Source organism: Xanthobacter tagetidis (assembly GCF_003667445.1).
GTDB classification, from domain to species: Bacteria; Pseudomonadota; Alphaproteobacteria; order Rhizobiales; family Xanthobacteraceae; genus Xanthobacter; species Xanthobacter tagetidis.
This window is the reverse complement of record NZ_RCTF01000004.1, coordinates 204,484-217,667: the sequence shown is the minus strand read 5'-3', so window position 1 is coordinate 217,667 and position 13,184 is coordinate 204,484. Positions and strand designations below refer to the sequence as shown.

Annotated in this window: 12 protein-coding genes; 5 read left to right on the top strand and 7 right to left on the bottom strand. The window is 72.1% G+C overall.

The features are described from left to right. Nucleotides 1-7: 7 nt before the first annotated feature. Genes pgeF through lgt form a run of 3 tightly spaced genes read right to left on the bottom strand, consistent with a single transcriptional unit; the run spans nt 8 to nt 2,687 of the window. Nucleotides 8-775 carry a peptidoglycan editing factor PgeF gene (gene pgeF / locus D9R14_RS07020; RefSeq protein WP_121622602.1) on the bottom strand — a complete coding sequence of 256 codons (768 nt, stop codon included), beginning with the start codon at nt 773-775 and terminating at the stop codon, nt 8-10. Next, on the bottom strand, nt 775-1,872 hold the full coding sequence (locus D9R14_RS07015; RefSeq protein WP_121622601.1) for a class I SAM-dependent methyltransferase: 1,098 nt from the start codon (nt 1,870-1,872) through the stop codon (nt 775-777). The genes pgeF and D9R14_RS07015 overlap by 1 nt, the downstream gene beginning before the upstream one ends. Then, nucleotides 1,869-2,687 carry a prolipoprotein diacylglyceryl transferase gene (gene lgt / locus D9R14_RS07010; RefSeq protein ID WP_121622600.1) on the bottom strand — a complete coding sequence of 273 codons (819 nt, stop codon included), beginning with the start codon at nt 2,685-2,687 and terminating at the stop codon, nt 1,869-1,871. The genes D9R14_RS07015 and lgt overlap by 4 nt, the downstream gene beginning before the upstream one ends. A gap of 184 nt (nt 2,688-2,871) precedes the next feature. Between lgt and gshB the strand changes: the two genes are divergently transcribed. Both gshB and D9R14_RS07000 read left to right on the top strand, forming a co-directional pair. Beyond that, on the top strand, nt 2,872-3,819 hold the full coding sequence (gene gshB, locus D9R14_RS07005) for a glutathione synthase (protein WP_121622599.1): 948 nt from the start codon (nt 2,872-2,874) through the stop codon (nt 3,817-3,819). Nucleotides 3,820-3,836: 17 nt separating this feature from the next. Continuing rightward, complete coding sequence (locus tag D9R14_RS07000; protein WP_121622598.1) at nt 3,837-4,148, top strand: polyhydroxyalkanoic acid system family protein; 312 nt, start codon at nt 3,837-3,839, stop codon at nt 4,146-4,148. A 432-nt stretch (nt 4,149-4,580) separates the two neighbouring features. Here the strand turns inward: D9R14_RS07000 and D9R14_RS06995 are convergent, their stop codons facing one another. Together D9R14_RS06995 and D9R14_RS06990 are read right to left on the bottom strand one after the other, a co-directional pair. Further along, on the bottom strand, nt 4,581-5,354 hold the full coding sequence (locus D9R14_RS06995; protein WP_121622597.1) for a class I SAM-dependent methyltransferase: 774 nt from the start codon (nt 5,352-5,354) through the stop codon (nt 4,581-4,583). Nucleotides 5,355-5,447: 93 nt separating this feature from the next. Continuing rightward, nucleotides 5,448-6,722 (bottom strand): MFS transporter, encoded by a 1,275-nt coding sequence (locus D9R14_RS06990; protein ID WP_121622596.1) that lies wholly within the window; start codon nt 6,720-6,722, stop codon nt 5,448-5,450. A gap of 141 nt (nt 6,723-6,863) precedes the next feature. Between D9R14_RS06990 and D9R14_RS06985 the strand changes: the two genes are divergently transcribed. After that, nucleotides 6,864-8,396 (top strand): YifB family Mg chelatase-like AAA ATPase, encoded by a 1,533-nt coding sequence (locus D9R14_RS06985; RefSeq protein WP_121622595.1) that lies wholly within the window; start codon nt 6,864-6,866, stop codon nt 8,394-8,396. 78 nt (nt 8,397-8,474) lie between these two features. Here D9R14_RS06985 and D9R14_RS06980 read toward each other — a convergent pair whose 3' ends face one another. Beyond that, nucleotides 8,475-9,089 carry a hypothetical protein gene (locus tag D9R14_RS06980; RefSeq protein ID WP_121622594.1) on the bottom strand — a complete coding sequence of 205 codons (615 nt, stop codon included), beginning with the start codon at nt 9,087-9,089 and terminating at the stop codon, nt 8,475-8,477. 622 nt (nt 9,090-9,711) lie between these two features. Here D9R14_RS06980 and olsB point away from each other — a divergent pair. Beyond that, the gene (gene olsB, locus D9R14_RS06975; protein ID WP_121622593.1) at nt 9,712-10,851 is read left to right on the top strand and encodes a l-ornithine N(alpha)-acyltransferase; all 1,140 of its coding nucleotides are present in this window, start codon (nt 9,712-9,714) and stop codon (nt 10,849-10,851) included. 160 nt (nt 10,852-11,011) lie between these two features. Beyond that, nucleotides 11,012-11,434: an alternative ribosome rescue aminoacyl-tRNA hydrolase ArfB gene (arfB, locus tag D9R14_RS06970; RefSeq protein WP_121622592.1), complete on the top strand. Its 423-nt coding sequence runs from the start codon at nt 11,012-11,014 to the stop codon at nt 11,432-11,434. Between the two features lie 28 nt (nt 11,435-11,462). Here the strand turns inward: arfB and recN are convergent, their stop codons facing one another. After that, entirely contained in the window at nt 11,463-13,181 is a 1,719-nt protein-coding gene (recN, locus tag D9R14_RS06965) for a DNA repair protein RecN (RefSeq protein ID WP_121622591.1), read from the bottom strand. Between the last annotated feature and the right edge of the window lie 3 nt (nt 13,182-13,184).

Sequence of the window (13,184 nt, the reverse complement as noted above, 5' to 3'; positions counted from 1 at the left end):
CCTTGCTTCAGCCGAGCGCGATGGCGGCGATCAGCCGGCCATAGTCCGGCTCGTGCCGGTGGGTGGCGCGGCGGTAGGAATAAAAGCGCTCGGCGTCGGGATAGGTGTCGAGGCCGAGGTCCTCCACATGGCCGACGCCGGCCTCCTTCAGCCGCAGGGCGATGAAGCCCGGCAGGTCGAACAGCGCGTGGTGCGGCCGGTCGGCCGGCGCGAAGAACTGGACGAACGCCTTGTCCGCCGCGAGGAAGCGCTGCACGAAGTCCTCGCCTACCTCGTAGCTCGGCTGGCGGATCAGCGGGCCGATGGCGGCACGGATGTTGGCGCGGCGCGCGCCCTGCTGCTCCATCAGCGCCACGGTCGCGGCGATGACGCCGCCGAACGCGCCCTTCCAGCCCGCATGGGCGGCGCCGACCACGCGCGCCTCCGGATCGGCGAACAGGACCGGGCCGCAATCGGCGATGGAGACGGCGGCGGCGATGCCCGTGGTCGCCGTCACCACGGCGTCGGCCTTGGGCGCGTCCTCGCGGCTCCAGGGGGCGGTGGCGAGCTCCGCGTCGGGCGAATGCACCTGCCAGCAGGCGACGAGGTGGCCCGCCTCCACCCCCAGCGCCTTCGCCATGCGGGCGCGGTTCTCGGCCACGTTCGCGGGATCGTCGTTCGAGCCCTGGCCGCCGTTCAGGCTCGCATAGATGCCGGAGGACACCCCGCCGCGCCGGGTGAAGAAGGCATGACGGATGCCCGGTAGGCCCTTGAACGACGGCGCTTCCACATACATCAGCGGACCTCCTCGGCGGCATCGAACGCGACCGGCGCGCCGAGCCCTTCATGGGCGATCACCATAGCCTTGAACAGCGCGCCCATCTGCCCCTCCTGCGTCCCGGCGAGCCGCAGCTCGGCAGCCTCCACCGCCGCCTGCGCCGCCGCGTCCTTGCCCGCCTTCAGCCGCTCGGCGCGCTGGGCGAGCCCGAGGCGCAGCAGGAACGCCCCCTGGCCGAGCGGGCCGAAGGCACGCGCGCCCGCGGCGCGGGCAAGCCGCGCGAGGGCGGAGAAGTCCACATGGGCGGTGAGGTCGGCCTCGCCCGGATCTGCGAGCGGATCGACAAAGCGATGGGCCTTCAGCGCCTGGAGCGTGTCGCCATAGCCGCCGCCATGGCCGTAGTCGATCACCAGCGCCGCGCCGCCTTGCCCGGCGATGCGACGCGCGAGCGCCTGCGCGGGGCCGGGCTCCATGCGCTCCAGCACCGCCCCCTCGGCGGGCGGGCCGAGCGGCGCGGCCAAGGGGGCGGCCTCCGGCGACGGCATGGGATGGAGCCCGAAGGCGAGCGCGCCCGCATCATCGAGGCCGACCCGGCGCTCGTGCCAGCGCCCACCTTGGAACACGAACTGGTCGATGGGGATGGCGTCGAAGAATTCGTTGGCGACGACGATGGCCGGGCCGTCCGGCACGTCCTCCAGGCGGTCGTGCCATTGAGGCGTGGCGACGCCGAGCGCGCGCGCCTGGGCGGCGCGCAGCGCGGGGCTCGTCTCCACGAGATGCAGCCGCGCGGCGGCGGCGAAGTCCGGCATGACGCGCGCCGCGCGCAGGGCATCCGCCATCAGCGTGCCGCGGCCGGGGCCGAGTTCGACCAGGCGGAAGGGGGAGGGAGCGCCCATGGCCTGCCACTGCGCCACCGCCCACAGGCCGATCAGCTCGCCGAACATCTGGCTGATCTCGGGCGCGGTGACGAAGTCGCCGGCCGCGCCGAGCGGGTCGCGGGTGATGTAGTAGCCGTATTTCGGATGGCCCAGCGCCAGCGCCATGAAGCGGCGCAGCGGCATGGGTCCGCCGGCGGCGATCTGCCCCCTGATCTCGGCTTCGAGCGCCCCGCTCACGGCGCGGGGCGCCTCCTGAGCGCATAGAGGAGCAGCGCGAGGCCGGCCAGCACCACCGGCACCGACAGCCACATGCCCATGGTGGTGCCGAAGGCGAGATAGCCGAGCTGGGCGTCGGGCTCGCGGAAGAACTCGCCGGTGATGCGCCCGAGCCCGTAGCCGATGCCGAAGATGCCGGCGGCGACGCCCGGCCGCTTCAGCCCGCCGAGCCGCACTACGAGCAGCATCACGAGGAACAGCACCAGCCCTTCCAGCGCCGCCTCGTAGAGCTGGCTCGGATGGCGCGCAACGTTGCCGCCGGTGGGGAAGACCACCGCCCACGGGACGTCCGCTGGGCGGCCCCACAATTCGCCGTTGATGAAGTTGGCGATGCGTCCGAACAGGAGGCCGAGCGGCGCCACCACGCCCGCGACGTCGAGCAGCGAGAAGATGCGTATGCCGCGGGCGTGGGCGAACAGAACCAGCGCGACGATGGTGCCGGCGAGCCCGCCGTGGAACGACATGCCGCCCTTCCAGACGGCGACGATGTCGGCCGGGTTGGCGGCGAAATAGGCCGGATTGTAGAACAGCACGTAGCCGAGCCGTCCGCCGAGGATGACGCCCAGCGTCGCCCAGAACAGAGCGTCGTCGAGGTCCTGCGGCCGCATGGGCGAGGTGCCGCCCCACAGCGCCGGCCGCGCCACCAGCCAGCGCGCATAGAGCCAGCCCAGCACCAGCCCGGCGATATAAGCGAGCGCATACCAGCGGATGGCGAGCGGGCCGACATGGACCAGCACCGGATCGATGGCGGGGAAGGGCAAGGCGAGGGTCGGCATCGGCTCCCCGGGGCTGCGGCGGCCGCCATGTGGCAAGCCGCGGGTGCCGCCGTCAAGCCGGCGCGGCGCAGGGCAGGGGTTCCGCCCAAGCGGCCCCCGCCGCTGGCGGGACGGCGCGGCGCCCTATAGATAGAGCAACGTTCGCAAGGCCCGCGCTCCGCCGCGCCGGGCGCCGGAGATGGTCATGGCTCTCAAGGTCGCGGTCCAGATGGACCATATCGCCCGCATCAACATCGCGGGGGATTCCACCTTCGCTCTGCTGCTGGAGGCGCAGCGGCGCGGGCACGCGCTCTACCACTACACCCCCGAGCGCATGGCCATGCGCGACGGCGTCGTCTTCGCCACCATCGAGCCGCTCACCGTGAAGGACGAGGCCGGCGCCCATTTCGCGCTCGGCGAGAAGGTGCGCGTGCCGCTCGCCGAGATGGACGTGGTGCTGATGCGCCAGGACCCTCCGTTCGACATGGCCTATGTCACCGCGACCCATCTCCTGGAGCGCATCCACCCGAAGACGCTGGTGGTGAACGACCCGGCCCATGTGCGCAACGCGCCGGAGAAGATCTTCGTCACCGAGTTCCCGGACCTGATGCCGCCGACGCTGATCTCCCGCGACCTCGACGAGATCAAGGCGTTCCGCGCCGAGTTCGGCGACGTGGTGATGAAGCCGCTTTATGGAAATGGCGGCGCCGCGGTGTTCCGCCTTGCCGCCGACGACCTCAATTTCGGCTCGCTCTACGACCTCTTCGCCACCACCTTCCGCGAGCCCTGGGTGATCCAGCGCTTCCTGCCCGCGGTGAAGCACGGCGACAAGCGCATCATCCTGGTGGACGGGGCGGCGGCGGGCGCGGTGAACCGCGTGCCGAGCGAGGGCGACCTGCGCTCCAACATGGTGCGCGGCGGCGCGGCGAAGCCCACCGACCTCACGCCGCGCGAGCAGGAGATCTGCGCCCGCATCGGCCCCTCGCTCAAGAAGATGGGGCTGATCTTCGTCGGCATCGACGTGATCGACGGCAACCTCACCGAGATCAACGTCACCTCGCCCACGGGCCTTCGCGCCATCAAGCGCCTGGGCGGCCCGGATATCGCCGTCGAGATCTGGGACAAGATCGAGGACAAGCGCGCGGCGCGCTGAATTTCGGAGTTTCGACGATGGCCCAGCCCTTCACCGCCTCGGTTCCCCACAAGCTCGGCCGGGAGGAGGCGACGCGCCGGCTGCAATCCGGCCTCACCACGGTGCGCGACCGCTTCGCGAGCCATGTGGAGATCGTCGAGGAGCGCTGGACCGACGGCCACCTCGACTTCCGCGTCGCGGTCATGGGCCAGCACGCCTCCGGCACGCTGGATGTGCTCGACGAGGCCGTAAACCTCTCGGTGGAGCTGCCCTTCTTCCTCTCCATGCTGGCCAACAAGGCCAAGGACCTGGTGATGAAGCAGGGGCAGATCCTGCTGGAGAAGAAATAGCGCGGCGCCCTTCACCGCCGTCCTCCCTCGGCTCGTCTGGGGGATGACGGCGGTTTAAAGGACGGATGCAGCTGGGTTTTGCCGGAAGCCTGCAGCCACCGCTGCCTCTCTCCCCGCCGTCATCCCCCGGCTTGTCCGGGGGATCCACCCGGCGGCTAGGCCGGCGCTTCAGTCTTCGGCCGCCCGCAGACCGCAGAGTGGATGCCCCGGACAAGCCGGGGCATGACGGCAACTCGGTCGGGTGCGGCGGGCTTTTTTCCTCCCTTGCCCCTTCCACCACCGTCGCCCTCCGGCTTGACCGGAGGGCCCATCCTGCGGCCGGGCGGGCGGCGGGGAGGCGCCATGGATGCCCCGGTCAAGCCGGAGCACGACGGCGGTTTAAAGGGCTGACGGTGCGAAAGGGGGAGGGCGACGCGAAACGCCCCCCGCCGCTCACACCGCCTTCAGCACCAGCGTCAGAGTGTCGAGCGTGAAGGTGCCGTCGGCCTCGATCTCGAAGTGGCGCTTCACCTCCTGCGGCGCGCCCTCCTGGAGCGAGCGGATGGCGGCGGCGTTGACCGGGCTGGTGCCGATGCGGGTGATCCAGGGGCCGTATTCGAGCCGCAGCCGCCGCGGCGTCTCGCCTTCCACCGCGAAGCCGGCCTCCCCGGCGAAGGCGCGCCACTCGCGCGCCGCATAGTCGCGCACGTGGGAGGGGTCGCGCAGCATCTCCACCGTCTGGAGGAAGGTGTCGAGCAGCGCGTTCTCGGCGGCGATCACGTCCATAAACACGCAGAGGCCGCCGGGCTTCAGCATGCGCCGCGCCTCGCGCACGCCCGCCGCCGCGTCCGCCCAGTGGTGGGCGCTGTAGCGCGAGACCACGATGTCGAAGCTGGCGTCGTCGAACGGCAGGCGCTCGGCGACGCCCTGCGCGGTGGCGATGTTGCCAAGGCCGCGGTTTGCCGCCTGGCCGGCCACCGCCGCCAGCATCTCGGCGGACAGGTCGTAGGCCACCACCTCGCGCACGTGCGGCGCGGCGGTGAAGCTCACATGGCCGCCGCCGCAGCCGAGGTCGATGAGGCGCGCATCGCCCCGGCCTGCGAGCAGGCGGGCGAGCGCGTTGAGGTCCTCGCCCTGGGCATGGACGGCGCTGGTCACATAGGCCTGCGCCTGCGGGCCGAACTGGCGCGCCACCAGGTCCTGGATCGTGGACGATTGTGCGGACATGGAGCGGCTCCGGCGTGGCGCGTGGGGGGATTTTGGGGGCCGGATTTCAGCCCGGCCCGGCCCTGCGCGCAAGCCGCCGGCGCGCAGGGCTCCTCAATGAGCCCTGCGGTCGCGGTCCGGGTGGTGGAACGCCAGCACCACCACCACCGAGGACAGGGCGAGCGCCGCCATCAGCAGGAAGCCGTCGGTGAACGACCCGCGCAGGTGCAGCACCCATCCCGTCAGCGCGGGGGCGAGGAAGCCGGCGAGCGCGAAGGCGAAGTCCATGATGCCGAGCGCGGTCGCCGCCCGCTCCGGCACGATGTCCACGTTCACCGCGTAATAGGCCGCATTGGCGCCCATGGAGGCGGCCACCGCCACCGTGATGCCGGCGATCGCCACAACGAGGTTGTCGGCGAACGCCACCGGCACCACCGCCAGCGCCGCCACCAGCTGGCTGCCGGCGATGACGTAGGAGCGCGCCACCCTGAGGCGCCCGGTGGTCTTCAGCAGGCGGTCCGACAGGAGGCCGAGCGCCCACAGCGCCACCGCCGCGGCCAGCCACGGCACCACCGTGAAGGCGCCGACCGTGGTCAGCTCCAGCTTGTAGACCGTGTGCAGGTAGCTCGGCAGCCAGCTCATGAAGAAGAACAGGAAATAGCCGAACACGAAGAACGCCCAGTAGTTGGCGAGCAGCGTGCGGTTGGTCAGCAGCGCGCGCAGCACCACGCGCTCGGGCCAGATGCGCTTGGCCGGGGGCGGCGCGGCGGCGGCCCCCGCGCGGATCGTGGCCAGCTCCGCCGCGTTGACGTGGGGCGAACGGGCGGGATCGTCGCGGAACAGGAAGAACCACAGCGGCACCCAGGCCACCGAGAGCGCGAACAGCACGCCGAAGGTCCAGCGCCAGTCGAGCAGCGCCAGAAGCTGGGTGACGATGGGGCCGCCGATGGCGAGCGCCACCGGCACCGCCAGCAGCGCGTAGCCGTGGGCGCTCGCCTGCTGCACCGGCGGCAGCCAGCGTGCGAGCGCGCCCGTCATGGCCGGGAAGTTCGGCCCCTCCGAGACGCCGAGCAGGGTGCGCGCCAGATAGAGGGTGAGGAAGCCGGAGGCGACGCCGGTGAGGCCGATGGACAGGCTCCACATGACCGCCGCGATGGTCAGCACCAGGCGCGCGCCGTAGCGGTCCACCGCGAAGCCGCCGATCAGCGTCGTCACCGCATAGCCGATGCCGAAGGCGCCGAGGATGGTGCCGGCATCGAGCTTGGAGAGCCCGAGCTGTGCCTCCATGGCCGGGATGGCATAGGAGATCGCGGCGCGGTCCACATAGTTCACCACCGTGATGATGAACAGCAGCAGCACCACCACGTAGCGAAACCGCGTCGCCGCCATGCATCCCTCCCCCGGCACCACCGGCGCACCCTAGGCGCGGTTGGGCGGCGAGGGAATGGGGAATGGATGTTCCCAATTCGTTCTTGCGCCGCTCCGCGTGCTCCGCTAGCCTTCCGCAATCAGGGGCTTCAGGGGGCGCGCATGATCCAGCGCGTGGCGACGGTGGCGTTCGAGGGGGTGGAGGCGCGCCCCGTGGACGTGCAGGTGCACGTGGCCGCGGGCCTGCCGGCCTTCACCATCGTCGGCCTGCCCGACAAGGCGGTGACCGAGGCCAAGGAGCGGGTGCGGGCGGCGCTGATCGCCTCCGGCCTCGCGCTGCCGGCCCGGCGCATCACCATCAATCTCGCCCCGGCGGACCTGCCGAAGGAAGGCTCGCACTATGACCTGCCCATCGCCCTCGGCCTCATGGCCGCCATCGGCGCCATCCCGGCGGATGCGCTGGCCGGCTTCACGGTGGTGGGCGAACTCGGGCTCGACGGCACGCTCGCGGCGGTGGCCGGCGTGCTGCCCGCCGCCATCGGCGCCAATGCGCGCGGGCACGGGCTCATCTGCCCCGCGCCCTGCGGCGCCGAGGCGGCCTGGGCGAGCCCCGACATGGACATCCTCGCGCCGGTCTCGCTCATCGCCCTCGCCAACCATTTCTCGGGGCGGCAGGTGATGGCGCGCCCCGAGCCGCGCATGGGCGAGCCGGCGCTGGCGCCGCTCGATTTGAGGGACGTGCGCGGCCAGGAGGCGGCGAAGCGCGCTCTGGAGGTGGCCGCGGCGGGCGGCCACAATCTGCTGTTCGTCGGCCCGCCGGGGGCGGGCAAGTCCATGCTTGCCCAGCGCCTGCCTTCGATCCTGCCGCCGCTCTCTCCGGCCGAGATGCTGGACGTGTCCATGATCGCCTCGGTGGCGGGCACGATCGAGAACGGCGCGCTGATGGACCGCCGGCCGTTCCGCGCGCCGCACCATTCGGCCAGCATGGCCGCCATGGTGGGCGGCGGCATCAAGGCGCGGCCGGGGGAGGTTTCGCTCGCCCATAACGGCGTGCTGTTCCTGGACGAACTGCCCGAGTTCACGCCCCAGGTGCTGGACAGCCTGCGCCAGCCGCTGGAGAGCGGCGAGGTGCTGATCGCGCGCGCCAACCACCGCGTCACCTATCCCGCCCGCTTCCAGCTGATCGCCGCCATGAACCCCTGCCGCTGCGGGCGCGCCGGCGAGCCCGGCTTCACCTGCAAGAGGGGGCCGCGCTGCGCCGACGAATACCAGGCGCGGCTCTCCGGCCCGTTCCTCGACCGCATCGACATCCATCTGGAGGTGCCTTCGGTCTCGGCCTCCGACCTCGTTTTGCCGGCGCCGGCGGAGGGCTCGCGGGAGGTGGCGGCGCGGGTCGCCATGGCGCGGGAGATCCAGGCCGAGCGCTACAGCGCCCTCGGGCGGCCGGACGTGCGCACCAATGCGGCGGCCTCAGGCCCGCTGCTCGATGCCGTCGCGCAGCCGGACAGCGCCGGCGCGGCGCTGCTGCGGGACGCGGCGGACGCCATGCGCCTCAGCGCCCGCGGCTACCACCGGGTGCTGAAGGTGGCGCGCACCCTGGCCGACCTCGACGGCGCGGACGGCATCGGCCGGCGCCACCTCGCCGAGGCGCTGGCCTATCGCGCCGCCGCCGAGCGCCCGCGTGCCGCGGCCTGAGCGGCGCGCCGTCGTGCCCGACGCATGCGGCGCGTGCGGAAAAGCGGGGCACCCGCTGCCGGGTCCCCCGCCGGCCGGTCAGCGCACGGCGTTGACGGTCAGGCCCTCGAAATAGGTGATCTGGGCGAGGTCGCCGGGCGAGACCTGCTGCAGGTCGCCGAGCACCTTGGGATCGGTCGACCGCATGGTGCGGACCGTGCCATCCGGCGCCTCGAAGGTGACGGTGCCCGCCGCCGCGTCGATGCCGACGAAGATGGTGGTGACCGTCACTTTGCGGACGCCGAAATCCTGCGGCCAGCCGGGCAGCCCGGCGTCCAGCACCTCTTCCGCCAGCACCTCGCCGGGCTTGCCTTGGCGCGCCTTGCCGAGCGCCGTGACCTCGCCGGGCAGGACGCGGATGACGAGGTTCTGGCCCACCGGCATGCTCAGCACGTCGGCATAGAGCGCCGGCACCCGCACCGCCCAGCGCCGTCCGTTCGGCTGCTCCAGCACCACCCGGCGGGTGGCGGGATCGCCGGAGACGAATGCGGCGTTGTAGGTGAGGATGTTCACCGGGCCGACGCCCGGCAGCACCACCGAGGTGACGCTCGAAGGGGTCGGCCGCGGCTGCGCCAGAGCCGGTGCGGAAAGAGCGATCAGGCCGGCCACGGCGAGGCCGGCGGCGCGGGCGGACGGACGGTAGCGCGAGATCATCTGAGAGGCCCCATCAAATTGCGTGTCGGGCACCGGCTGCCCGACACCATCCGGCCGGGCGCGGCCGGTGCCGCACGCAGGCGCCATAGCGCGATCCGCGCCACCTGGCGTGGCCGGGCGTCAAAATTGGCCCCGAACATCAAGGTCGCGCACAGATTTCTGGTCGGGAGCGCGGGGCGCGGTACGGGCGTGCGCGCCCTGTTTCCGATCCGGCATCCATGCCCATAGGGGAGATCGTGCTCCGCCATCGGCGCGGCAGCATGATTCGCCCTGTCATCGCGCGGCATCTTCCCCCGGCGACATGCCCGGGCGTCAATGCTAGTCTTGGGTCGACCGCGGGGGGCCGTGGCGCACTCCGGGCGCGTGCCGGCCCTGGCCGGACAAGAGGAGCGTGCCGCGCCGGACGGGGTTCGGGCGGCGCTTCGGCGTGGCGGAGATTGTCACACGGGCGTCGGAAAATTATGGTGTTGCTCTCGATCACCCGGCACATATGCCGGACCGCGGCCCCCGGCCTCGTTCAGGGCAGGGGCCGGGATGTCGGGATGCCCTTGAGACCGTGGATGGGGCGAAGGGCGCCAGCCCCGCAGTTCGCCCGCAGCGGCCCGAGGGAGGGGGCGTTGCAATGAAACGCATCGGACAGAACGATCCGGGCTTCGACTTTCCCGCGCTCGTCGGGCGCGGGATCGACGTGGCCAAGGAGAGCCTCGCCAAGTGGCCGGGCCTGAAGCCGGCCGGCCGGCTGGGCGAGGGACAGGCCGCGCCCGGCGCGCCGCTGTTCCAGCAGCCCTGGTTCGGCCGCGATGCCGCCTTTCCGTTCTTCCCCGAGCGGGCGGCCGCAGGCGTGCCGGGCGGCGTCGCCAAGCCGCTCCTGCCCGATCCGCAGAAATTCGTGACGGACCTGCGCGCCTATTCCGGCATCCGCCACCGCGAGGCGGTGCCGCTGAAGGACAATGTGGTGCTCGGCCGCCTCGGCGCGCTGGAGGTGCGGCTCGCCCGCACCGCGCGCGACGTGCGCCGCGCCCAGCGTCTGCGCTACAAGGTGTTCTACGAGGAGATGGCCGCGGTTCCGGACGCCGCCACGCGCCTCGCGCGCCGCGACATGGACAGCTTCGACACCATCTGCGACCACATCCTCGTGCTCGACCACGAGGCCGGCAAGGTGGTGCTCGGGCGCCGCAAGCCCAAGGTGGTCGGCACCTACCGGCTGCTGAAGCAGGACGTGGCCCAGCGCCATGGCGGCTTCTACACCCAGGGCGAGTTCGACGTCTCCGGCATCATCGCCGCCCATCCCGGCCTCAGGTTCCTGGAGCTCGGCCGCTCCTGCGTGCTCAAGCCCTACCGCAACAAGCGCACGGTGGAACTGCTCTGGCACGGCGTGTGGACCTACATCCTGCGCAACAAGATCGACGTGATGTTCGGCTGCGCGAGCCTGGAGGGCACCGACCCGGACGCGCTGGCGCTGCCGCTCTCCTTCCTGCACCACAATGCCCGCGCGCCCGAGGAATGGCGCGCCCGCGCGGTGGAGCGCCGCTACACCTCCATGGACCGCATGGCGAAGGCGGACATCAACCCCAAGGCTGCGCTGCACGCGCTGCCGCCGCTCATCAAGGGCTATCTGCGGCTCGGCGGCTATGTGGGCGACGGCGCGGTGGTGGACCACCAGTTCGGCACCACCGACGTGCTCATCATGCTGCCGGTCTCGGCGCTGAGCCCGCGCTACGTGGAGCATTTCGGCCCGTCCGCCAACCGCCACGCCATCTGACGGCGCCGGCGGGGGGCCGCGGAAGGCGCGCGCGGCGCATGCGGGGCGCCGGAGAACCGCTTATGCTCCGGCGGTCCGGACGCCCTCTAACTCAAAGAGAGAGAACGCGTGATCCGATCAGCTTGCGAAGCAACCTGATCGGCGCGTGCTCTAGCGAATCATGATCGAAGTCTCGCCCCGCATCCGCATCCCCGAGGAGGAGATCGTCCTCGCCTTCGTGCGCGCCTCCGGGCCGGGCGGGCAGAACGTGAACAAGGTGTCGAGCGCAGTGCAATTGCGCTTCGACGTCGCCGCATCCCCGAGCCTGCCGGAGGCGGTGAAGGCGCGCCTTGCCGGCCTCGCCGGCCGGCGCCTCACGCGCGAAGGCGTTCTGGTGATCCAGGCCCAGCGCTTCCGCACCCAGGAACGCAACCGCGATGACGCCATCGAGCGCCTGGTGGAGCTGGTGCGCGCCGCATTGAAGGTGGACCCGCCGCGCCGCCCCACGCGGCCCACCCTCGGCTCCAAGACGCGCCGCCTGGAATCGAAGGCCCGGCGCGGCGCGGTCAAGAGCCTGAGGCAGGACAAGCCCGGGCAGGAGTGAGGCGGCAGCCGCGCAGGGGCTGCGTCCCCTAACGTGCCGTCTTCAGCAGCCGGTCCGCCGCCGCGCGGGCCTCGGCGGTGACGGTGGCGCCGGCCAGCATGCGGGCGATCTCCTCGCGCCGGTCGCGCGTCCCGAGCACGGCGACGGAGGTGGTGACGGGCAGTTCCTGATCGGCGGGGGCGCGCGCGGTGCCGTCCATCGCCCCGTCCATCGCGCCGTCCATCGCTCCCTTGGCGATCAGCAGGTGGTGCCGCGCCCGCGCCGCCACCTGCGGCGCATGGGTCACGCACAGCACCTGCACCTGGTCGGCGAGCCGGGCGAGGCGCAGGCCGATGGCATCCGCCACCGCGCCGCCGACGCCGGTGTCGATCTCGTCGAACACCAGAGTGGGCGCCGAGCCCTTGTCGGCCAGCACCACCTTCAGCGCCAGCAGGAAGCGCGCCAGCTCGCCGCCCGAGGCCACCTTCATGAGCGGGCCGGGGCGGGTGCCGGGATTGGTGCGCACCCAGAATTCCACCTGGTCGTAGCCGTCGGGGCCGGCGCTCGCGGGGTCGCTCGAAACCTTGGTGATGAAGGTGGCGCGTTCCAGCTTCAGCGGCGCGAGTTCGGCGCCCACCGCGTCGTCGAGGCGCCGCGCGGCAGCGTGGCGGCCCTGCGAGAGCGTATCGGCGGCAGCGCGATAGGCGGCCTCGGCATCGGCCGAGACCCTCTCCAGGCCCGCGAGATAGGTCGCGCTCTGGTCGAGCCGCTCCAATTGTCCGGCGAATCGCGCGACCACGGCCGGCAGGTCGTCCACGGGCGAGGCATATTTGCGGCCCGCGGCGCGCAAGGCGAACAGGCGCTCCTCGATGCGCTCCAGCTCGGCCGGCTCGAAGGCGGCGTCGGCAAGCGCCGTCTCCAGGTGGCCGCGTGCCATCTCCAGGGCGTTGAGCGCCTCGTCGATGGCCGCGACCGCCGGGCGCACCAAATCCTGCGCCTCGCCGGCGCGGCGTTCCAGCCGGCGCACTGCGGCGGCGAGCGCTGGAATGGGGGAGGCGCCGCCCGAGACCGCATCGAGCGCCTCGGAGAGGTCGCCGGCGATCTTCTCGGAACGCATCATGGTGGTGCGGCGCTCGGCGAGCTGCGTCTCCTCGCCCGGCTTCGGCGCGAGCGCGCCCAGTTCCTCCACCGCATGGCGGATGAAGTCCGCCTCCTTCTCGGCGGCGGCGATGCGCGCGCGCTCGGCCCGGGCGTTCTCCAGCGCCTCGCGCCACAGGCGCCACAGGCTGCCGAGCCCGGAAGCGGCGCCGGACAGGCCGGCGAAGGCGTCCAGCAGCGCGCGATGGCTCGCGGCGTCCACCATGGCGCGGTCGTCATGCTGGCCGTGCAGTTCCACGAGGCTCGCGCCGATCAGGCGCAGCGTCTGCACGCTCACCTGCTCGTCATTGATGCTAGCGCGAGTGCGCCCATCCGCCATCTGCACCCGGCGGATGACGAGCGGGCCTTCGTCGGGCAGGTCCGCGCCGGCGAGGATGTCATGGGCGGGATGGTCGGGCGCGAGGTCGAAGACCAGCGTCACCTGGCCCTTCTGGGCGCCGTGGCGGACCAGGGCGCCGTCGCCACGCCCGCCGAGGGCGAGCGACACGGCATCAAGCAGGATCGACTTGCCCGCTCCCGTCTCGCCGGTGAGGACGGTCAGTCCGTCCGCAAGGGAGAGATCGAGTTTCTCGATGAGGACGATGTCCCGGATCGAGAGCGAGGCGAGCATGGA